This is a genomic window from Acidovorax sp. FG27, assembly GCF_040365715.1.
In the GTDB taxonomy this organism is placed as follows: Bacteria; Pseudomonadota; Gammaproteobacteria; order Burkholderiales; family Burkholderiaceae_C; genus Paracidovorax.
Genome location: NZ_BAABVY010000014.1, coordinates 56,851 through 78,309, shown reverse-complemented (window position 1 = coordinate 78,309; position 21,459 = coordinate 56,851). Strand labels below are relative to the sequence as shown.

17 protein-coding genes are annotated in these 21,459 nt (G+C 70.6%); 16 read left to right on the top strand and 1 reads right to left on the bottom strand.

The window, feature by feature from the left end:
* Nucleotides 1-50 precede the first annotated feature (50 nt).
* From ABWV53_RS19085 to ABWV53_RS19010, 16 genes are all read left to right on the top strand, one after another.
* Nucleotides 51-2,354: an FdhF/YdeP family oxidoreductase gene (locus ABWV53_RS19085; RefSeq protein WP_353367723.1), complete on the top strand. Its 2,304-nt coding sequence runs from the start codon at nt 51-53 to the stop codon at nt 2,352-2,354.
* Between the two features lie 326 nt (nt 2,355-2,680).
* The gene (gene fdhD, locus ABWV53_RS19080; RefSeq protein ID WP_353367828.1) at nt 2,681-3,502 is read left to right on the top strand and encodes a formate dehydrogenase accessory sulfurtransferase FdhD; all 822 of its coding nucleotides are present in this window, start codon (nt 2,681-2,683) and stop codon (nt 3,500-3,502) included.
* Nucleotides 3,503-3,562: 60 nt separating this feature from the next.
* Entirely contained in the window at nt 3,563-4,153 is a 591-nt protein-coding gene (locus ABWV53_RS19075; RefSeq protein WP_353367722.1) for a DUF3305 domain-containing protein, read from the top strand.
* A complete protein-coding gene (locus tag ABWV53_RS19070; RefSeq protein WP_353367721.1) occupies nt 4,143-4,901 on the top strand; it encodes a DUF3306 domain-containing protein in 759 nt (252 codons plus the stop codon). Before ABWV53_RS19075 ends, ABWV53_RS19070 begins: the two co-directional genes overlap by 11 nt.
* Nucleotides 4,861-6,927 carry a 4Fe-4S binding protein gene (locus ABWV53_RS19065; RefSeq protein ID WP_353367720.1) on the top strand — a complete coding sequence of 689 codons (2,067 nt, stop codon included), beginning with the start codon at nt 4,861-4,863 and terminating at the stop codon, nt 6,925-6,927. Before ABWV53_RS19070 ends, ABWV53_RS19065 begins: the two co-directional genes overlap by 41 nt.
* The gene (locus ABWV53_RS19060; RefSeq protein ID WP_353367719.1) at nt 6,924-7,556 is read left to right on the top strand and encodes a TorD/DmsD family molecular chaperone; all 633 of its coding nucleotides are present in this window, start codon (nt 6,924-6,926) and stop codon (nt 7,554-7,556) included. The genes ABWV53_RS19065 and ABWV53_RS19060 overlap by 4 nt, the downstream gene beginning before the upstream one ends.
* A 121-nt stretch (nt 7,557-7,677) precedes the next feature.
* Nucleotides 7,678-7,890, top strand: coding sequence for a formate dehydrogenase (locus ABWV53_RS19055; protein WP_353367718.1), 213 nt, complete (start codon nt 7,678-7,680; stop codon nt 7,888-7,890).
* Between the two features lie 17 nt (nt 7,891-7,907).
* Nucleotides 7,908-10,874 carry a formate dehydrogenase subunit alpha gene (locus ABWV53_RS19050; RefSeq protein ID WP_353367717.1) on the top strand — a complete coding sequence of 989 codons (2,967 nt, stop codon included), beginning with the start codon at nt 7,908-7,910 and terminating at the stop codon, nt 10,872-10,874.
* Nucleotides 10,875-10,971: 97 nt separating this feature from the next.
* Nucleotides 10,972-11,592, top strand: coding sequence for a formate dehydrogenase FDH3 subunit beta (gene fdh3B, locus ABWV53_RS19045; RefSeq protein WP_353367716.1), 621 nt, complete (start codon nt 10,972-10,974; stop codon nt 11,590-11,592).
* Nucleotides 11,589-11,822 carry a hypothetical protein gene (locus tag ABWV53_RS19040; RefSeq protein WP_353367715.1) on the top strand — a complete coding sequence of 78 codons (234 nt, stop codon included), beginning with the start codon at nt 11,589-11,591 and terminating at the stop codon, nt 11,820-11,822. The genes fdh3B and ABWV53_RS19040 overlap by 4 nt, the downstream gene beginning before the upstream one ends.
* 13 nt (nt 11,823-11,835) lie before the next feature.
* Nucleotides 11,836-13,062, top strand: coding sequence for a formate dehydrogenase subunit gamma (locus ABWV53_RS19035; RefSeq protein WP_353367714.1), 1,227 nt, complete (start codon nt 11,836-11,838; stop codon nt 13,060-13,062).
* Complete coding sequence (locus ABWV53_RS19030; protein ID WP_353367713.1) at nt 13,059-13,448, top strand: hypothetical protein; 390 nt, start codon at nt 13,059-13,061, stop codon at nt 13,446-13,448. Before ABWV53_RS19035 ends, ABWV53_RS19030 begins: the two co-directional genes overlap by 4 nt.
* A gap of 112 nt (nt 13,449-13,560) precedes the next feature.
* Nucleotides 13,561-14,466, top strand: a complete 906-nt coding sequence (locus tag ABWV53_RS19025; RefSeq protein ID WP_353367712.1) for a formate dehydrogenase accessory sulfurtransferase FdhD — start codon at nt 13,561-13,563, stop codon at nt 14,464-14,466.
* Nucleotides 14,467-14,601: 135 nt separating this feature from the next.
* Nucleotides 14,602-17,208, top strand: a complete 2,607-nt coding sequence (locus ABWV53_RS19020) for an ABC transporter permease (protein ID WP_353367711.1) — start codon at nt 14,602-14,604, stop codon at nt 17,206-17,208.
* Nucleotides 17,209-17,323: 115 nt separating this feature from the next.
* Nucleotides 17,324-17,749, top strand: coding sequence for a group II truncated hemoglobin (locus tag ABWV53_RS19015; protein ID WP_353367710.1), 426 nt, complete (start codon nt 17,324-17,326; stop codon nt 17,747-17,749).
* Between the two features lie 195 nt (nt 17,750-17,944).
* Nucleotides 17,945-19,963 (top strand): bifunctional 2',3'-cyclic-nucleotide 2'-phosphodiesterase/3'-nucleotidase, encoded by a 2,019-nt coding sequence (locus ABWV53_RS19010; protein WP_353367827.1) that lies wholly within the window; start codon nt 17,945-17,947, stop codon nt 19,961-19,963.
* Between the two features lie 109 nt (nt 19,964-20,072).
* On the opposite strand, the gene ABWV53_RS19005 is transcribed toward ABWV53_RS19010, so the two are convergent.
* Nucleotides 20,073-21,458 (bottom strand): amidase family protein, encoded by a 1,386-nt coding sequence (locus ABWV53_RS19005; RefSeq protein ID WP_353367709.1) that lies wholly within the window; start codon nt 21,456-21,458, stop codon nt 20,073-20,075.
* Nucleotide 21,459 lies beyond the last annotated feature (1 nt).

Here is a 21,459-nt window from a genome sequence, read left to right as displayed (position 1 = left end):
CCGGACAGGGCTGCCGCAGGGCGCCGTCCCCATGCGGCCAGGAGACCAGGATGAAGCAGGAAAAGATCGAGTTCTACAAGGGCCCCGCGGGTGGCTGGGGGGCGCTCAACAGCGTGAAGAATGCGCTGTTGCGCCAGGACATCCCGGTCAAGGGCGCCAGGACGCTGCTGTCGGCCAACCAGCCCGACGGCTTCGACTGCCCGGGCTGCGCCTGGCCCGACCGCAACCACGCCTCCACGTTCGAATTCTGCGAGAACGGCGTGAAGGCCGTGGCCGCCGAGGCGACGGCCCGCCGCGCCGGCCCGGAGCTGTTCGACCGATACACCGTTGCCGAACTCGCACAGCAAAGCGACTTCTGGCTGGAAGACCAGGGCCGCCTCACCCACCCCATGGCGTACGACGCGGCCAGCGACCGCTACCGGCCCATCGCCTGGGACGACGCCTTCGCGCTGATCGCGCGCCACCTGCGCGCGCTGCCCGACCCGAACCAGGCGATCTTCTACACGTCGGGCCGCGCCAGCAACGAAGCAGCCTTCCTCTACCAGCTGTTCGTGCGGCAGTACGGCACCAACAACTTTCCCGACTGCTCCAACATGTGCCACGAGCCCAGCGGCAGCGGCATGCGCCCGCAGATCGGCGTGGGCAAGGGCACGGTGACGCTGCAGGACTTCGAGCATGCGGACGCCATCTTCATCTTCGGCCAGAACCCCGGCACCAACCACCCGCGCATGCTGGGCGAGCTGCGCGAGGCGCACAAGCGGGGCGCCCGCATCGTGAGCTTCAACCCGCTGCGCGAGCGCGGGCTGGAGCGCTTCGCCGACCCGCAGGACAAGCTGGAGATGGCGACGCTGGGCTCCACGCCCATCAGCACGCACTACTTCCAGCTGCGCGTGGGCGGCGATCTGCCGGCGGTCAAGGGCATCATGAAGCACGTGCTGGAACAGGAAGACCTGCGCGGCGGCGTGCTCGACCACGGCTTCATCGACGAGCACACCACCGGCTTCGAAGCCATGGCGGACAACCTGCGGCGCGAGTCGTGGGCACTGCTGGAGGAAGAGTCGGGCCTCACCGAGGCGCAGATGCGCTCGGCGGGCGACATCTGCATCGGCGCGGGCAGCGTGATCGCCTGCTGGGGCATGGGCGTCACCCAGCACAAGCACGCGGTGGAAACCATCCAGGCCATCGTCAGCCTGCTGCTCATGCGCGGCAACATCGGCCGCGCAGGTGCAGGCGCCTGCCCGGTGCGCGGCCACAGCAACGTGCAGGGCGACCGCACCATGGGCATCTGGGAAAAGCCGCCCACCGCGCTGCTGGACAGGCTGCGCGACGTGTTCGGCTTCGAGCCGCCGCGCCAGGACGGCGTGGACACGGTGGAGGCGATCCGCCTGATGCGGGAAGGCCACGGCAAGGTGTTCTTCGCCCTGGGCGGCAACTTCGCCGCCGCGACACCCGACACCTATGAAACCTGGAAGGCGCTGCGCCGCTGCGACCTGACGGTGCACGTGACCACCAAGCTCAACCGCAGCCACGTGGTGCACGGGCGCGAGGCGCTGATCCTGCCCTGCCTGGGACGCACCGAGATCGACATGCAGGCCGCCGGCCCGCAAGGCGTGACGGTGGAGGATTCGATGAGCATGGTGCACATCTCCATGGGCATCAACCCGCCGGCGTCGGAGCACCTGCTGTCCGAGCCCGCCATCGTGGCGCGCCTGGCCGCGGCCACCCTGGCGGGCCGCAGCGCCGTGCGCTGGCACTGGCTGGTGGAAGACTATGCGCGCATCCGCGATCTGATCGAGCAGGTGTTTCCGGACTTCAAGGACTTCAACCGGCGCGTCGCCCGGCCGGGCGGCTTTCGCCTGCGCAACACGGCCAGCGAGCGGGTTTGGGCCACGGCCTCCGGCAAGGCCAGCTTCCATGCGCCGGTCGTGCGGCAGGACACGCCCTCCCACCAGGCCCGCGCCCGGCTGAAGGACTCCATCGTCTTCACGTTGCTCACCACCCGCTCGCACGACCAGTACAACACCACCATCTACGGCATGGACGACCGCTACCGCGGCGTCTACGGGCAACGCCGCGTGGTGTTCATCCACGAAGCCGACATCCGCGCCTTGGGAATGAAGGACGGCGACTGGGTGGACATCGAGACCGTCTGGGCCGACGGGCAGGAACGCCGTGCCGACGGCTTCAAGCTGGTGGCCTACGACATTCCGCGCGGCAACCTGGCCGCCTACTACCCGGAGACCAATCCGCTGGTGCCGCTCTCGGCCGTGGCCGACGCGGCCGGCACGCCGACGTCCAAATCCATCCCGGTGCTGCTGCTGCCGCATCGGGGCGTGCAGGCCATGGCCGCATGACGGTGCCTACCGCTCCGCTGGGCGACGGCACGGGCGAGCCGCTGCACCTGCGGATCCTGCGGCGCCTGGCCGAGGACGATGCCGGAGCGGGTGTGTCGCTGCCCAGGCTGGGCAAGTCGCTGGGGCAGGGCGCGAGCGTGCTGATGCGCGAGCTGAGCCGGATGGGCGATGCGGTCATCGGCGGCAGCGCCGGCCCGGGCTGGGCGCGGCTGGAGCAGGGCGATGGCCGGTGGACGGCGCACCTGACCGCCGCCGGCCGCGCCTGGCTCGGCACGCACACACAGCGCGAGGCCGAGGTGGGCTGCCCGCCGCTGGCCACGCACCGGGTGCGCGTGTTCGGCGAGCCCGGCGCGCCGGCCGACGGCGTGGAGCGCGGCGACACCCTGGCGGCGGAGATCCCCGTCGCGCTGGTGTTCAACGGCATCTCCCACGCGGTGATGATGGCCACGCCCGAGCGGCTGGAAGATTTCGCGCTCGGGTTCGCGCTGAGCGAAGGCATTCTGGACGGCCCGGCCGATTGCCGCGGTATCACGCAGCAGGCGGTCGATGGCGCCGTGGCGCACCTGCCCGCAGGCGTGCCCGGCATCGAGGTGCATCTGGAGATATCGACCCGCTGCTTCGAGCGGCTGCGGCACCGCCGGCGCAGCATCGCGGGGCGCACCGGCTGCGGCGTGTGCGGCGTGGAGAGCTTCGCCGCGCTCGACCTGGAACCGGCGCGGCTGCCGGCCCATGACTGGCTGGCCCGCATCGATCTGCCGCTGGTGCTGCGGGCGGTTGCCGGCCTGCACGCCCTGCAGCCGCACAACGCGCAGGCCGGCGCCCTGCATGCGGCGGGCTGGGCGGGCCTCGATGGCGAGCTGCAGCTCGCCTGCGAAGACGTCGGACGGCACAACGCGCTCGACAAGCTGATCGGCGCCCTGGCGGGAGCGGGTCGCCTGGGCGAGCCGGGCTTCGTGGTGCTGACCAGCCGGGGCAGCCACGAACTGGTGCGCAAGTGCGCCCGGGTGGGCATCTCCGCGCTGGCGACCATCTCGGCGCCCACCGCCACCGGCGTGCAGGTGGCGGAGCTGGCGGGTTTGCGGCTCTGGGGCCTGGTGCGGGCGCCGCGCGGCGTGCTGTACGCGGCGGGCGGCTCGCTGGCGGCATGAGGCCGGGCCGTCGCGCCCGAGGACGGCGCCGGGAATCGTCCACGCGGGTACAGTGCCCGCATGTCTGACCGACCCACACTCGACGTCGCCGTCATCATGCGGCGTGAACACCTGGACAACCGCTGGCAGCCCTGGCGCTGGGAGCTGGTGGACGTGGTGCCCGCACAGCCCGCCTTCGGCAGCGGCGCGCGCCTGCTGCGCGAAGACGAGAAGGAGCAGCGCTGGCTGTTCCCCGGGTTCCAGGCGGCACTCTTTCGCGACGACGCCGAGGGCTACCACCTGAACCTCACCTCGCCCGCGCCCTGCTGGTTCGTGCACTGGCGGCTCGACGAGGCGCCCGGCGAGGATGGCCACGAGCTGGCCCGCCCGGTCGACGTGAGCCTGAGCTATCACGACGCGGGCCGCTGGCTCGATGCGCAGGAGAACGTGGACCAGGTGCCCGCCCCCGACGAAGTGCGGGCCTGGGCGCAGGCGTTCGTGGACGAGCACTACGTGGCCGAACCCAAGCGCCGCCGCCGGCCCGACAGCTTCAAGCCGCTGACCGACCGCTTCGGCAACCCCGCATCGGTATCGACCGACAAGGACCGGCGCGGCGGCGGCGGTGCCCGCAGGCCGCCGGGCGGCGAGACGGGAGACGGCCATGGCGGATGAAGGCGGCTTTCTCGGGCGCTGGTCGCGGCGCAAGCAACTGACGCGGGAGGGCGCGGCGCTGCCCGATGCGGTGCCCGCGCCACCGCCAACGGCCTTGCGGCCCGACGCCGCCGCGCCGCTGGACATCGCCGCCGTGCCTGCCGATCCCGCCGGCGGCCCGGCCCCGGCCGCACAGCCGCCTGCCGTCCCCACGCTGCAGGACGTGGCGGCGCTGGACCGGCAATCCGACTTCTCGCCCTTCGTGGCCCGCACGCTGTCGCCCGAAGTGCGCAACGCCGCCATGCGCAAGCTGTTCACCGACCCGCACTTCAACGTGATGGACGGGCTCGACATCTACATCGATGACTATTCGCTGCCCGACCCGTTGCCCGCCGGCATGCTGAACCAGCTGGCCAGCGCGCGCAGCATGGGGCTGGTGAGCGACGGCCCGGCCAGCGGCACGGCCGAGGCCGGGCCGGACCACGCCGCCACCGGGGCCGAGTCGTCCACGGCCGGCGAACCGCAGGACATGCCCGACCGCGGCGCCGGGGATGTAGGGGAACTCCCCGTGCCGCAAGGCGTGGATGTGGCACAGTCCCGCGTATGCAACGCCATTCCTAGCCAGCCTGCGCCGGCGGCCGCGCCGCCTTCCAGCGCGGCCGCTGCCGAGGCGCATGCCAGCCAATCACCCGATGTCCAAGACGCTGATATGCGACTGCAACCGGACCATGCCGCTCGACTCCCGGGCGCTGGGCGCGGTGCTTCATGAAGAGCTGACGCTCCATTCCACCCTGTGCCGGCGTGAAGCCGGCGCGTTCCAGCAGGCCGTGCGCAGCGGCGACGAGGTCGTCGTCGCCTGCACGCAGGAGCGGCGCCTCTTCGGCGAACTGGCCGAGCAGACCGAAGGCGCCGTGTCGCCGGTGCGCTTCGTCAACATCCGCGAGACCGGCGGCTGGAGCCAGGACGCGCGCGACGCCAGCCCCAAGCTCGCCGCCCTGCTGGCGGCGGCCCGGCTGCCCGAGCCCGAGCCGGTGCCCACGGTCACCTTCCGCAGCGCGGGCCGGCTGCTGGTGATCGGCCCGGTGCATGCCGCCGAGCGGGCGGCCGCGCTGGTGGGCGACGTGCTCGACGTGACCGTGTTCACGCAAGGCCCCGGTGCGGCCGGCGGCGCGCAGGAGCGGCGCTACCCCGTGCTGGGCGGGCGGCTGCTGTCGCTCAAGGGCTGGCTCGGCGCGTTCGACGTGGAATGGGTGGCCGACAACCCGATCGATCTCGACCTCTGCACACGCTGCAATGCCTGCCTGTCCGCCTGCCCCGAGAACGCCATCGGGCTCGACTACCAGATCGACCTGGCCGCCTGCACCGGGCACCGTGCCTGCGTGAAGGCCTGCCAGGTGGCCGGCGCGATCCAGTTCGACCGGGTCTCGGCGGCGCCGCGCACCGAGCGGTTCGACCTGGTGCTCGACTTGCGCCCCGGCGAGGCCATGCCCACCTTCGCGCAGCATGCGCCGCCCCAGGGCTATTTCCGCTGGGGCGGGCAGGACGCCGCCGTGCTGCTGCGCCTTCGCGATCTGGTGGGTGAATTCGAGAAGCCCAGGTTCTTCACCTACCGGCAGAAGCTCTGCGCCCACAGCCGCAACCAGGAAGTCGGCTGCAGCGCCTGCATCGACATCTGCTCGGCCGAGGCCGTGCGCAGCGACAAGTCGCGCCAGCAGATCCAGGTCAATCCGCACCTGTGCGTGGGCTGCGGCGCCTGCACCACGGTGTGCCCCACCGGCGCGCTGTCGTATGCCTACCCGGCCGCTCCCGACCAGGGCGCGAAGATCCGCACGCTGCTGGGCACCTACGCCGCCGCTGGCGGCGGCCGGGCGACGCTGCTGCTGCACAGCCAGGAGCGTGGCCAGCAACTGGTGGAGGAACTCGGCCGCGCCGCGCGGCTGGGCACCGCGCACGGCGTGCCGGCCCAGGTCATTCCGATGGCGCTCTGGCACACCGCCAGCCTGGGGCTGGACGTCTGGCTCAGCGCCGTCGCGCAGGGCGCGGCGCAGGTCGTGGTGCTGGTCACGGCCGAAGAGGCGCCGCAGTACCTGGACGGGCTGCAGGCGCAGATGGACGTGGCGCAGGCGATCCTGCAGGGCCTGGGTTATGCCGGCAGGCACCTGCAGCTGGTGCGGGCCACGAGCGTCGCCGATCTCGATGCCGCGTTGAAGGTGCTGGCGGCGGCGCGCACGCAGGGCCCCGCGGTGCCGGCGCGCTTTGCCGTGGCGGCCGACAAGCGCAGCACGCTCGAGCTCGCCATCGACCACTTGGTGGCCCAGGCGCCCGCGCCCGCCGCGCTGCCGCCCGCCATCGCGCTGCCGGCGGCCAGCCCGTTCGGCGACGTGGTGGTGGACGCATCGCGCTGCACCCTGTGCCTGAGCTGCGTGAGCGCCTGCCCGGCCAGCGCGCTGCAGGACAACCCCAACGCCCCGCAGCTGCGCTTCGTCGAAAAGAACTGCGTGCAGTGCGGCCTGTGCGCCACCACCTGCCCGGAAGACGCCATCCAGCTGGTGCCGCGCCTGTCGCTCGCGCCTGAGCGCGCCCAGCCGCGCGTGCTGAACGAAACCCAGCCCTGGGGCTGCGTGCGCTGCGGCAAGCCGTTCGGCACCCTCAAGGCCATCGAGGCCATGCTGACGCGCCTGTCGGGCCACCCCATGTTCCAGGGCGAGGCGCTGGAGCGGCTCAAGATGTGCGGCGACTGCCGCGTGATCGACCTCTATTCCGCGCAGAACGAATCGAAAGTGACCCAGCTGTGAGCGCCACTGCCACCCTTTCCGCACCGCCCACCGCCTCCGCGCTCGACGAGGAAACCGCCCGGGCGGAAATCTACGGACTGCTGGCGCAGCTCTATTACGCGCCGCCCAGCCCTGAACTGCTGGGCGCCATGCGCGTGGCGCCGACCGAGGCGCCCGCGCAGGGCGCTTTCCTGCAGGAGCCCTGGCAGCAGCTGGTGGGCGCGGCCCGCGCCCTGAGCGACGCGGAGGTGGCGCAGGAATACGAACGGCTTTTCGGCGGTGTCGGCAAGCCCGAGGTGTATCTCTATGCCTCCCATTACCTCAGCGGCTTTCTCAACGAAAAGCCCCTGGCGAGGCTGCGCGCCCACCTGTCCCGCCTGGGGCTGGGCCGGGGCGACGACATGCCCGAAACGGAAGACCACGTGGCCTACGTCAGCGAAGTGATGCGCTATCTCATCGCGGGAGAGGACGGCGGCGTGTGCCATCTGGAGTCGCAGCGCCAGTTCTTCGCCGACCACCTGCAGCCCTGGGTGAAGCAACTCTGCGACACCCTCGGCGGCCACCCCCAGGCGCGCTTTTATGCGTCGCTCGCCGGGTTCACCGCCGCCTTCGTGGCGGTGGAGACCCAGGGCTTCGACATGCTGGAGTGAGTTGTCAGCCGGTGCCGCCAAAGCGCACCAAGACGGTCAAGAGTCGTTGCGACGCTGCAGTCGATGCCCTAGACTGTATGCAAGTGTTTTCATAACTACGCCAGCCATCCTGGAGACATCCATGCAGGAACGCCAGCCTTCCTCCTCGCGCCGCCGCTTCTTCGGCGGCGCCGCCACCGTCGGCGCAGCGGCCGCTGCCGTCAGCGTGCTGCCCCAGGTCGCCCTCGACGCGGCGCCCGCGCCCGAGCTGGAGCCCCGTCCCGCGCCCGAGCGCGGCGGCGGCTACCACCTCTCCGACCACGTCAAGCACTACTACAAGACCACCCGGCTTTGAAGAAAGCGGGTCGCCCCATGTTGCTCACCAAGAAAAATTCTGGCGCGGCCCACGCTGCGCACGCGCCCGCGTTCGTGCACAGCCTGCGCCGCGGCCTGTCTCAAGCACTGCCCACCATGGACCGTCGCGCCTTCCTGCGGCGTTCCGGCCTGGGCGTCGGGGTGGGGCTGGCCGCCTCGCAGCTCACCCTGGTGCGCCGCGCCGATGCGGCCGAGGGCGCCAAGGTGGGCATCGGCGACACGGCCGTGACGGTGCGCCGCACGGTCTGCTCGCACTGCTCCGTCGGCTGCGCGGTCGATGCCGTGGTCGAGAACGGCGTGTGGGTGCGGCAGGAGCCGGTGTTCGACTCGCCCATCAACCTGGGCGCGCATTGCGCCAAGGGGGCGGCGCTGCGCGAGCACGGCCATGGCGAATACCGCCTGCGCTACCCGATGAAGCTGGTGAACGGCAAGTACGAGCGCATCAGCTGGGACACGGCGCTGGACGAGATCACCGCCCGCATGCAGGAGCTGCGCAAGGCCAGCGGCCCCGACAGCGTCTATTTCGTGGGCTCTTCCAAGCACAACAACGAGCAGGCCTATCTGTTGCGCAAGTTCGTCAGCTTCTGGGGCAGCAACAACTGCGACCACCAGGCGCGCATCTGCCATTCCACCACCGTGGCAGGCGTCGCCAACACATGGGGCTACGGCGCCATGACCAATTCGTACAACGACATGCAGAACAGCAAGGTCGCCCTGTACATCGGCTCCAACGCTGCCGAGGCGCACCCCGTCAGCATGCTGCACCTGCTGCACGCCAAGGAAACCGGCTGCAAGGTGATCGTGGTGGACCCGCGCTTCACCCGCACGGCGGCCAAGGCCGACGAATACGTACGCATCCGCTCGGGCACCGACATCCCGTTCCTCTTCGGCGTGCTCTACCACATCTTCAAGAACGGCTGGGAAGACAAGAAGTACATCCAGGACCGCGTCTACGGCATGGACAAGGTGCGTGACGAGATCATGGCCAAGTGGACGCCCGACAAGGTGGAAGAGGCCTGCGGCGTGAAGGAAGCGCAGGTGCTCAAGGTCGCCACCTGGCTGAACGAGAACCGGCCGGGCACGGTGGTCTGGTGCATGGGCCAGACCCAGCACACCATCGGCAACGCCATCGTGCGGGCCTCGTGCATCCTGCAGCTGGCTCTCGGCAACGTGGGCAAGTCCGGCGGCGGCACCAACATCTTCCGCGGCCACGACAACGTGCAGGGCGCGACCGACGTCGGCCCCAACCCCGATTCGCTGCCCGGCTACTACGGCCTGGCGGAAGGCGCGTGGAAGCATTTCGCCCAGGCCTGGGGCGTCGATTTCGAGTGGATCAAGAGCCGCTACCCGTCCGCCGGCATGATGAGCAAGAACGGCATCACCGTGTCGCGCTGGATCGACGGCGTGCTGGAAAAGAACGAACTGATCGACCAGGATTCCAACCTGCGCGGCGTGTTCTTCTGGGGCCATGCGCCCAACTCGCAGACGCGCGGGCTGGAGATGAAGCGCGCCATGGACAAGCTCGACCTGCTGGTCGTGGTGGACCCGTACCCCTCGGCCACCGCCGCCATGGCCGCCATGCCGGGCAAGCCCGAGGACCTAAACCCCAACCGGGCGGTGTACCTGCTGCCCGCCGCCACGCAGTTCGAGACCAGCGGCTCCTGCACGGCCTCCAACCGTTCGCTGCAGTGGCGCGAGAAGGTGATCGAGCCGCTCTGGGAGAGCCGCACCGACCACATGATCATGTACCAGTTTGCGCAGAAGCTCGGCTTCGGTCCGGAACTGGTCAAGAACTACAAGCTGCAGAAGGTCAAGGGCATGGACGAGCCCGTGCCGGAAGACATCTTGCGCGAGATCAACCGCTGCGTCTGGACCATCGGCTACACCGGGCAGAGCCCCGAGCGCCTGAAGGCGCACATGAAGAACATGCATGTGTTCGACGTGAAGACGCTCAAGGCCAAGGGCGGCAAGGACAAGGACACCGGCTACGACCTCACCGGCGACTATTTCGGCCTGCCCTGGCCGTGCTTCGGCACGCCGGAGTTCAAGCACCCCGGCTCGCCCAACCTGTACGACACCTCCAAGCACGTGATGGACGGTGGCGGCAACTTCCGCGCCAACTTCGGCGTGGAAAAGGACGGCGTCAACCTGCTGGCCGAAGACGGCTCCTACTCGCTGGGTGCCGACATCACCACCGGCTACCCCGAGTTCGACCACGTGCTGGTCAAGAAGCTGGGCTGGTGGAACGAGCTGACCGACGCCGAGAAGAAGGCCGCTGAGGGCAAGAACTGGAAGACCGACAACTCGGGCGGCATCATCCGCGTGGTGATGAAGAACCACGGCTGCCACCCCTTCGGCAACGCCAAGGCGCGCGCAGTGGTGTGGAACTTCCCCGACCCGATTCCGCAGCACCGCGAGCCGCTCTTCGGCATTCGGCCCGACATGGCGGCCAAGTACCCCACGCACGACGACAAGAAGGCCTTCTGGCGCCTGCCCACGCTCTACAAGACCGTGCAGGACAAGAACATCGCCGACCGCGTGCACGAGAAGTATCCGCTCATCATGACGTCGGGCCGGCTGGTCGAATACGAAGGGGGCGGCGAGGAAACCCGTTCCAACCCCTGGCTGGCCGAACTGCAGCAGGAGGCCTTCGTCGAGATCCACCCCAAGATCGCCGCCGACCGGGGCATCCGCCACGGCGGCCGCGTGTGGCTCAGCACCCCCACCGGCGCGCGCATCAACGTGCAGGCGCTGGTGACCGAGCGCGTGGCGGCCGACACCGTGTTCATGCCGTTCCACTTCTCGGGCCACTGGCAGGGCAAGGACATGCTCGACTACTACCCCAAGGGCGCGGCGCCCGTCGTGCGCGGTGAAGCCGTGAACACGGCGACCACCTACGGCTACGACAGCGTGACGATGATGCAGGAAACCAAGACCACGATCTGTAACGTGGAAGCGGCCTGAGCGGGCTGCAGCGAGCCCCGGCCAGACAGAAAGAACCCGACGATGACGACTACCGCCACCGCCCGCCGCCTGCCACTCACCCCTTCGGAGGCCTGACATGGCACGCATGAAATTCATCTGCGATGCAGAACGCTGCATCGAATGCAACAGCTGCGTCACCGCCTGCAAGAACGAGCACGAAGTGCCCTGGGGCGTGAACCGCCGCCGCGTGGTCACGCTCAACGACGGCGTGCCCGGCGAGAAGTCCATCTCGGTGGCCTGCATGCACTGCAGCGACGCGCCCTGCATGGCCGTCTGCCCCGTCAACTGCTTCTACCGCACCGACGAGGGCGTGGTGCTGCACGACAAGGACGTCTGCATTGGCTGCGGCTACTGCAGCTACGCCTGCCCGTTCGGCGCGCCGCAGTTCCCGTCGCAAGGCACGTTCGGCGTGCGCGGCAAGATGGACAAATGCACCTTCTGCGCCGGTGGCCCCGAAACGCATGGCAGCCAGGCCGAATTCGAGAAGTACGGCCGCAACCGGCTGGCCGAAGGCAAGCTGCCGGCCTGCGCCGAGATGTGTTCCACCAAGGCCCTGCTGGCCGGCGACGGCGACGTGGTGGCCGACATCTTCCGCAACCGGGTGGTGCAGCGCGGCAAGGGCGCTGAAGTGTGGGGCTGGGGCACGGCCTACGGCTCCCGCCAGGCCGGCCAGCCGCCGCAAGGGGGCAAGTCATGAAGCGCCACGTTCTTTCGCTGATGTGCGCGGCCGCCGCGGTGGCGGCGCTCGCCGGTTGCGGCGAAAAGGTGCAGACCGGCCACGCCATCACCGGCGACGCGCCGGCCTATGCCGGCACCGGCAGCAACTTCACCGCGCCCGGCTGGAAGGCCGGCGACCGGACCAGCTGGGAGCAGGAAACCAAGGCCCGCATGCTGTACGGCCAGAACGAATACACCCGCATCCGGTGACGCGAGGCCTGCCATGAAACACCTTCTGATCGCGATGCTGCTGGCCGGCGGCGCGGCCTGGGCGCAGCAGGCACCGGCACCCGCGCCCGCAAGCGCGGCCTCCGCGGCCTCCGCGGCCGCCCCGGCGCAGGCCGCTGCCGTGCCCGCTACGTCTGGCGGCATCCGCAGCCAGAACATCTTCGAGGTCAAGCCCGACGCCAGCGCCGACCCCGGCTATGCCGAGCAGAGCAACGGCGAACGTGCCCGCGTGCAGCCCGGCAACAACGCGCCCATGTGGCGGCAGGTGGGGCAGGGCGTGACAGGCTACAGCAGCCTGCCCGTCACCCAGGCGCCTGAGGCCGGCAACCTGATCCAGCCCTTCGTGCAGTACCCCGGCTCGCGCTACACCAACGCGGGGGAGGCTTGGCGCGAGGTGCGCAACCGCTGGATCATTCCGTACGGCGCGGCGCTGCTGGTGATCACGCTGCTGGCGCTCGCCATCTTCTATTTCGCCAAAGGCCCCATGGGCCACGCCCCGGTCGATGGCCCGGGCCGGCGCATCGAGCGCTTCACGCCGTTCGAGCGGGCGGCCCACTGGGCCAACGCCATCGCCTTCTGCACGCTGGCCATCTCGGGCATCGTCATGGCCTTCGGCAAGTTCTTCCTGCTGCCCATCATGGGGTCCACGCTGTTCGGCTGGCTCGCCTACGTGCTCAAGAACGTTCACAACTTCATGGGGCCGCTCTTCGCCGTATCCCTGGCGGTCATCATCCTCACCTTCGTCAAGGACAACATCGCCACCATGGCCGACTGGATCTGGGTGAAGCGCGCCGGCGGCATGCTGGGCGGTGGCGACGAAGAAGTGCCCTCGCACCGCTTCAATGCGGGCGAGAAGGGCATGTTCTGGTGGGGCATCACCATTCCGGGCATCTTCGTGGTGCTGTCGGGCCTGGTGCTGGATAAGCTCATTCCCGGCTGGGGTGTGCTGCGCGGCGAGATGCAGGTCGCGCACATGGTGCACGCCACGCTGGCCGTCTGGATGATGGCGCTGCTGCTGGGCCATATCTACATGGGCACCATCGGCATGCGCGGCGCGTACAAGGCCATGAAGACGGGCTACGTCAGCGAGGAATGGGCCCAGGAACACCACGCCCTCTGGGCCAAAGACATTCGCGACGGCAAGATCCCTGCCCAGCGCAGCGCCGAGCGCCCGCCGCTGCCGGCCGCCGGCACGGCCACCGTCGCCAGGAGCACGACATGACCCACCGACACCTCCTCACCTCCGGCGCCCTGGCGCTGCTGCTGGCCACGCTGGCCGGCGGCGCGGCCGCCAAGCTGCCGCCCCTGACCCCCGAAGCCCAGGCCAAGGCCGGCGAAACCGCTGCCAAGACGGCCTGGAGCGCCAAGGCCGACGCCTATAAGCTCTGCCTGGCGCAGGACAAGGTGGCCGCCCATTACCGCCGCACGGCCGCCAACCCGGCGCCCGTGCCCGCCACCAACGTGCCTTGCGCCGACCCGGGGCCGTTCGCCTACACGCCGCCCGAGGCCAAGCCGCTGGAGGCCGCTGGCGCGCATTCGCCACCGGGCAACGCCAGCAGCCCGCACAACACTGCCGTGCCCGACGCGGCCGACGGCAAGAAGCCCTGAGACGGGCCTCGCTGCCGGCCCTGTGCGCTTTCAGGGGCCGTGCCCGGCGCTCCAACCCACCCCCCCACCGACCGGCCGCGTGCCGGTCTTTTTCTGGGTTAGTCTGGTGTTCATGACACGGCAAGAAGACACCTTCCACGGGCCAGCCGCCCCCCCTCCGCGCCTGCCGCGACTGCCGCGCCTTACGCAGGCGCGGGCGCCGCTCACGCACGCCGTCGAGGTGCTGAACGAGCGCGGCGAGCGCGAGTCGCTGCCCATTCCCGCCGAGCGCCCGCTGACCGTGTATGTGGACCGGCGCGAGATCGTCACGCTGATGACGTTGGGCGCGCACCCCGAGTGGCTGGTGCTGGGCTATCTGCGCAACCAGCGGCTCGTGGATTCGGTGGACGAGATCGAATCCATCACCGTGGACTGGGACGTCAACGCCGCCGCCGTGGCCACGCGCGGCGGCATCGCCCGCATCGAAGAGCGCACCGCCCGCAAGGTGGTCACCACCGGCTGCGGGCAGGGCAGCGTGTTCGGCGGGCTGATGGACGAGGTGCACCACATCTCCCTGGGGCCGGCACGGCTGGCACAGGGCGAGCTCTACGGCCTGGTCAATGCCATTCGCCTGCAGGAGTCGACGTACAAGTCGGCCGGCTCGGTGCATGGCTGCGCGCTGTTCCAGGGCGCGCAGATGCTGGTGTTCGTGGAGGACGTGGGCCGCCACAACGCCGTCGACACCATCGCCGGCTGGATGTGGATGCAGCCCGGCGGCCCGCTGCCCGGCGGCGACAAGGTGTTCTACACCACCGGCCGGCTGACCAGCGAGATGGTCATCAAGTCTGCGCAGATGGGCGTGCCCATCGTCGTGTCGCGCAGCGGCATGACCCAGATGGGCCACGAGGTGGCGCGGCAATTGGGCCTGTGCGCCATCGGCCGGGCGACGAACCGCCGCTTCGTCTGCTACAGCGGGGCAGAGCGCATCGTCTGGCAGCCGGAGCTGGCGGCGCCCGAGCCGGTGCGGCCAGCGGAATAGGCCCCGGGCAACGCACCAGGGGGCCATGAAGGCCCAGGGCGGAGGGGTGACCTGGCCGGCACTGCCGGGCCGGTGACGGGCGCCGGGATTCCCCCAAAACGCTGCCACCCCGGCAATTGCGCTAACGTCGCCGCCATGCAAATTTCATTCATTCGCGTGGGTTGGCGCACCTTGTGGCGCGACCTGCGCGCAGGCGAGCTGCGCCTGCTCATCGTGGCCGTCACGCTGGCCGTGGCGGCGCTCACCTCCGTCGGCTTCTTCGCCGACCGGCTGCAGGGCGGCCTGCAGCGCGACGCCCTGCAGCTGCTGGGCGGCGACGCCGTCGTGGTGAGCGACAACCCCACGCCCGCCGCCTTCGCCGATCGCGCCCGGGCGCTGGGCCTCGCCACCGCCACCACGCTGGGCTTTCCCACCATGGGCCGGGCCGACGACTCCCAGGGCGGGGCCAGCCGCCTTGTGGCGCTCAAGAGCGTGGAGGCGGGCTACCCGCTGCGCGGCCAGGTCAGCACGGCGCCGGCGCCCGGCCAGCCCGGCCAGGCCACGCAGGGCGTTCCCGCGCCGGGCGAGGCCTGGGTGGACGCGCCCGTGCTCGAATCGCTCGGCCTGGCCATGGGCGACAAGCTCTGGCTGGGCGACGTCGCGCTGCGCATCGGCCGCGTCATCACGCTGGAGCCGGACCGCGGCGGCGGCTTCATGAGCTTCGCGCCCCGCGTGATGGTGAATGCGGCCGACCTGCCCGCCAGCGGCCTGGTGCAGCCCGCCAGCCGCCTGACCTACCGGCTGGCCGTGGCGGGCGAGCCTGCCGCCGTGCGGCAGTTCACCACCTGGGCCGAGGCCGAGGTGCACCGTCCCGGCGTGCACGGCGTGCGGCTCGAATCGCTGGAGAGCGGCCGCCCGGAGATGCGCCAGACCCTGGAGCGGGCGCAGAACTTCCTCAGCCTCGTCGCCCTGCTGGCCGCGCTGCTGTCGGCCGTGGCCGTGGCGCTGGCGGCGCGCGGCTTCGCCAACGACCATCTGGATGCCGCCGCGCTCTTGCGCGTGCTGGGCCAGAGCCAGCGCTCCATCGCCGGCAGCTACATCGTCGAATTCGCCCTGATCGGCCTCGTCGCCAGCAGCCTCGGCGTGGCGCTGGGCTTCGCCGTGCACTACGTGTTCGTGCTGCTGCTGGCGGGCCTGGTCGAAACGGCGTTGCCCGCCGCCAGCCTCTGGCCGGTGGTGTTCGGGCTGGGCATGGGGCTGACCCTGCTGTTCGCCTTCGGGCTGCCGCCGGTGCTGCAGCTGGCGCGGGTGCCGCCGCTGCGCGTCATCCGGCGCGACCTGGGCGGGCTCAAGCCCGCGTCGCTGGTCGTGCTGGCCGTGGGGGTGGCCGGCTTCGCCGCGCTGTTGCTGGCCGTGAGCAGCGACCTCAAGCTGGGCCTGATCGCCGTGGGTGGTTTCGCGGGCGCGGTGGCGCTGTTCGCGGGCCTGGCCTGGGGCGCGGTGGCGCTGCTGCGCCGCAGCGTCAATGAAGCCACCGCGCCGCGCTGGCTGGTGCTGGCCACGCGGCAGATCTCCGCCCGGCCGGTGTACGCGGTGGTGCAGGTCAGCAGCCTGGCCGTGGGCCTGCTGGCGCTGGTGCTGCTGGTGCTGCTGCGCACCGACCTCATCGGCAGCTGGCAGCGCGCCACGCCGGCCGATGCGCCCAACCGCTTCGTCATCAACGTCATGCCCGACCAGGCGGATGCGTTCCAGCAGGCGCTGCGCGACGGTGGGGTGCGGCAGTACGACTGGTATCCGATGATCCGGGGCCGCCTGGTGGCCATCAATGGCCGTGAGGTGGCGGTGGACGACTACGCCGACGACCGCGCCAAGCGGCTGGTGGACCGCGAGTTCAACCTCTCCAACGCCGCCGAGGCGCCCGCGCACAACACCATCGTCGCCGGGCGCTGGACGGCCGGCGTCCAGGGGGAGGTCAGCGTGGAGGACGGCATCGCCAAGACCCTGGGCCTCAAGCTCGGCGACACCCTGCGCTTCGACGTGGGCGGCATGCCCAGCGAGGCGCGCATCACCAGCCTGCGCGAGGTGGACTGGGGTTCGCTGCGCGCCAACTTCTTCGTGATGTACACGGCCGCCAGCATGCCGCCCGAGATGCCGGTTACCTACCTGGCGGCCTTCCGCGCGCCGGACGTGTGGCCGCCGCGCGCATCCGCCGCCGCGCATGCGCTGCCTCCGGGTCAGGCCGCCCCCGCGGGCGCGCCGCCCGGCGGTGGCGGCGCCAGCTTCGACAACGCACTGGTGCGCGCCTTCCCCAACATCACCAACGTGGACATGAGCGCCACGCTGGCCCAGGTGCAGAACGTGCTGCGGCAGGTGGTGCGGGCGGTTGAGTTCCTCTTCGGCTTCACGCTGGCCGCCGGGCTGGTGGTGCTGTTCGCCGCCGTCACCGCCACCCGGGAGGAACGCGCCCGCGAATACGCCATCATGCGGGCCGTCGGCGCGCAGGCGCGGCTGCTGCGCCAGGTGCAGCGGGCGGAGCTGGCGGGCGTGGGCCTGCTGGCCGGCTTCCTGGCCAGCAGCGTGGCCGTCGCCGTGGGCTGGGCGCTGGCGCGGTTCGTGTTCGACTTCACCTGGACGGCGCAGCCGTGGGTGCCGCTGGCCGGGGCGGGCGCGGGCGCCGTGCTGGCGCTGGCGGCGGGCTGGTGGGGCATGCGGGACATCCTGCGCCGGCCGGTCATGCAGACGCTGCGCCGCGCGGCCGAGTGACGGCCGGTGATGGCGTTTGCTATTAAAATGGTAGCTGATTGCGCAATGAATACAAGCGCCAGAACCTGTTTTGATCATTGAAACTGCGCCGCTAACCGGGCGGCGCCGGAACGACATGACTGCACCCGACACCCCCGCCGATGCCACCGCAGCGCCCCACGCCGCGACGCCGTTCGAATGGATCGGCGGCGAACCCGCCGTGCACTCGCTGGTCGACCGCTTCTACGACCTGATGGACCTGGAGCCGGCCTACGCCGCGTTGCGCGCCGCGCACGGCAGCACGCTGGCCGATGCCCGCGACAAGCTCTTCTGGTTCCTCTGCGGCTGGCTGGGCGGGCCCGACCACTACCAGAGCCGCTTCGGCCACCCGCGGCTGCGCATGCGCCACATGCCGTTCTCCATCGGCGTGAAGGAGCGCGACGAATGGGTGGCCTGCATGGACCAGGCCATGCAGGAAACGGCCGTGCCCGAGGCGCTGCGCACGCGGCTGAAAGAGAGCTTCATGGGCACGGCCGACTGGATGCGCAACCGGGGCGGCTGACCGCCGCGGGCCTCCGGGGCAGGGGCTGCATGCCGCTGTCACGCGGCCGTCAAACCGCTGTCAACTCCGCTGCCGACACTCGGTGCCTTCCGCCCTCCACGAATGCATCGCATGTCCAGAACGCTCCGCACCGACCGACCCCATCCATCCGCCACCCCGCGCCCGTCGCGGCCCGGCGCCGCCCGCGTGGCCGCGATGGCCGCCATCGGCTGCATCGCCGCCGCCGCGCTGGCAGCCTGCGGCGGCAGTGGCGACGACAACGGCGGCGACGTGGCCGCCCGCCCCGCCAGCGCCACCCTGGCCGTGCTGGAGACGACCGACCTGCACTTCAACGTGCGCAGCTACGACTACTTCAAGCTGGCGGAAGACAAGACCTACGGCTTCGAGCGCACGGCCGCGCTGGTGCGCCAGGCGCGCGCCGAATTCGCCAACACGTTGCTGGTGGACAACGGCGACACCATCCAGGGCACGGCGCTGGCCGACTACGAGGCCGTGGTCAAGCCCATCGCCTGCACCCAGCAGCTGTCGATGTATAAGGCCATGGGCGCGCTGGGCTTTGACGCCGGCACCCTGGGCAACCACGAATTCAACTACGGCCTGCCTTTCCTGAACCAGGTGCTGGGCGGCGGGCTGGACGTCGACGGTGTCGATCCTTCAGCCAAGTGCGCCGGCAACGGCTACCCCATCGCGCTGGCCAACGTGTACAGCAGCAAGACGAAGAAGCCGCTGGTGCAGCCGTATGCGCTGCTCGAGCGCGCGATCAACGCCAGGGACGCGGACGGCAAGGACGTGAAGCTGCCCATCAAGATCGGCGTCATCGGCTTCACCACGCCCGGCATCCTGAATTGGGACAAGCGCTACCTGGAAGGCAAGATCACAACCGAAGGCGCCGTGGAGTCCGCGCAGAAATACGTGCCCGAGCTGCGGGCCAAGGGCGCCGACATCGTCGTCGCGCTGCTGCACGGCGGGCTCGATGCCTCGGCCTACTCGCCCACCATGGAGAACCCGGGCCTGTACCTGTCGAAGGTGTCCGGCATCGACGCCATGGTGATGGGCCACCAGCACAGCGTGTTCCCCGACACCGCCGCCACGCCGGCCTACACGCAGGCCGGGGTGGACAACAAGGCCGGCACCATCAACGGCGTACCGGCCGTCATGGCCAGCTCATGGGGCAAGTCGCTGGGCGTGATCCGCATGGCGCTGAAGTGGGACGGCCGCGCCTGGAGCGTGGACAAGACCGCGACGAAGAGCGAGCTGCGCAACATCCAGGGCAAGAACGCCGCCGGCGCCAATGTGTTCGTGGAGCCCGACGCCAGCATCGCGCCGCTCATCGAGACGCAGCACCAGGCCGCCATCGACTACGTGAAGACGCCCATCGGCACCACCGACTTCCGCATGAGCACGCTGTTCGCCGACGTGGGCGACCCGGGCGCAATCCAGATCGTCAACCAGGCGCAGCAGGCGTACGTGGCCAACTACATCCAGGCCAATCTGCCGCAGTACAGGAGCCTGCCGGTGCTGTCGGTGAGCGCGCCGTTCAAGTCGGGCTTCCAGGGCGGCGCGGACTACACCGACGTGGCCGTGGGCGCGCTCGCCATCAACAACGCGGCCGACCTGTACCTCTACCCCAACACGGTGTATGCGGTGAAGGTGAACGGCGCCGACATCAAGGGCTGGCTGGAGGCCGCCGCCAAGCGCTTCAACCAGATCGACCCGAAGAAGACGGCGGAGCAGCAGTTGATCAGCACCTTTCCGGGCTACAACTTCGACATGTTCACCACGGCTGACGTGCAGTACGAGATCGACGTGACCCAGCCGGTGGGCAGCCGCATCCGGAACCTGCAGTACAAGGGCGCCACCATCAACCCGGCGCAGGATTTCGTCATCGCCACCAACAACTACCGCGCCACCAGCGGCAAGAGCTTCATCGACAAGCTCGACGGCTCGGGCACCATCTGGGCATCGCCCGACGCGAACCGCGACGTGGTGATCGACTACATCCGCAAGAACCCCGCCGTCACCCGCACAGGCAACGGCGCCGCGCGCAGCTGGCGCTTCACCCGCGTCGCGACCGCCGGGCCGGTGGTGTTCAGTTCGGGCGCCAGCGCGCTGGGCGTGGCTCAGGCCGCGGGCCTGGCGGGTGTGTCCGTGCTGGCGGCCGATGACGGCACGGGCAAGGGCACGTCCAAGTACGCGATCGACCTGGCGAAGTGATCGCCTGGCCCGGTGGTGCCCGCGGCCGGCACCGGGGCAGCGAAACGGCGCGCAGGGCCTTGGGGCCTTGCGCGCCGTTTGCTTTGGGGCTGCGGCCTGTGGTCGTCCGTCAGGCCGCGGCTGCGCCCCGCAAAGCCTCCAGATGCCGCACCAGCGCCAGCGGCGTGCGGTCTTCGTACATCGGCCCGATCACCTGCATGCCGATGGGCAGGCCGTCGCTGCCGTGCCCGATGGGCGCCACGGTGGCAGGCAGCCCGGGCAGGGTGGCCACGCTTTGCCAGAACGACTGGGCGCCCAGCAGCTCGGGCCGGCCATCGATCTGCACCGTCGCGGTGGCCCAGTCCATCGCCGGAATGTGCGGATAGGCGGTGCAGCCGAAGGCGGGCAGCAGCAGGGCGTCGAAGCCTTCTTCGAAGAAGCGCCGCCACTGCGCCTGCAGCCTGGCGCGGTGGTCCAGCAGCTGCAGCCATTCGTGCGCCGGCATGCTGGGCGCGCCTGCGGGGGTGCCGCGCGTGAGGTAGGTCATCAGCAGCCGGTGGTAGGTGGTGTGGCTCGCCGCCAGGTCGGGCAGCAGTTCGCTGGTGCCGCGCACCACCGTGCAGCCGCTGGCCTGCAGGTCGTCGGCCACCGCATGCAGGCGGGTCCGGATGTCGCTCGCCACCGCCACGCCGGGGGCGCTGTCGATCAGCAGGCAGCGCGCCTGCTGCACCGGCCGTGCGGGCGGCAGCCTCACTTGCACGGCGCGGGCCTGGGCGCCGATGGGGCCGGCCAGCAGGTCCAGCGCCAGTTCCAGGTCGTGCGTGCTGCGTGCCAGCGGGCCGATCACCGCCAGCTCGTTCTGGGCGCCGGGCGGAAAGCCCGGAAAGTCGTGCCCCGCCCCCGGCAGCAGCCCATGCGTGGGCTTGTGCCCATACACGCCGCAGAAATGCGCCGGCACGCGGATGGAGCCGCCGATGTCGGAGCCCAGCTCCAGCGCCACGAAGCCCGCCGCCAGCGATGCGGCCGCCCCGCCCGAAGACCCGCCCGGCGTGCGCGAGAGGTCGTGCGGGTTGCCAGTGCGGCCGTGGATGGGGTTGGCGCTCTGCCAGTCGCCCAGCGCCACGGGCACGTTGGTCTTGCCCAGCAGCACGGCGCCGGCCGCCTTCAGGCGCTGCACGGCCACCGCATCGGCCTGGGCGACGAAGCCGCGCGCATGCTCGAAGCCCCAGGTGGTGGGCAGGCCGGCCACGTTGAACGATTCCTTGACGGTGATGGGCACGCCCAGCAGCGGGCGGCGCTCGCCAAGCGCCAGCGCCGCGTCGGCCGCGCTGGCCTGCGCGCGGGCACGGGCGAAGTCGCGCACCACCACGGCGTTGATGGCGCCGTCCCGCGCCTCGATGCGGGCGATGGCGGCATCGCACAAGGCAAGGGCCGTGGTGTCGCCCCGGGCGAGGGCCGCGGCCTGGTCGCTGGCGGTGCCGTCCAGCAGGGGATCGAGCAGCAGTGCATTGGTCATG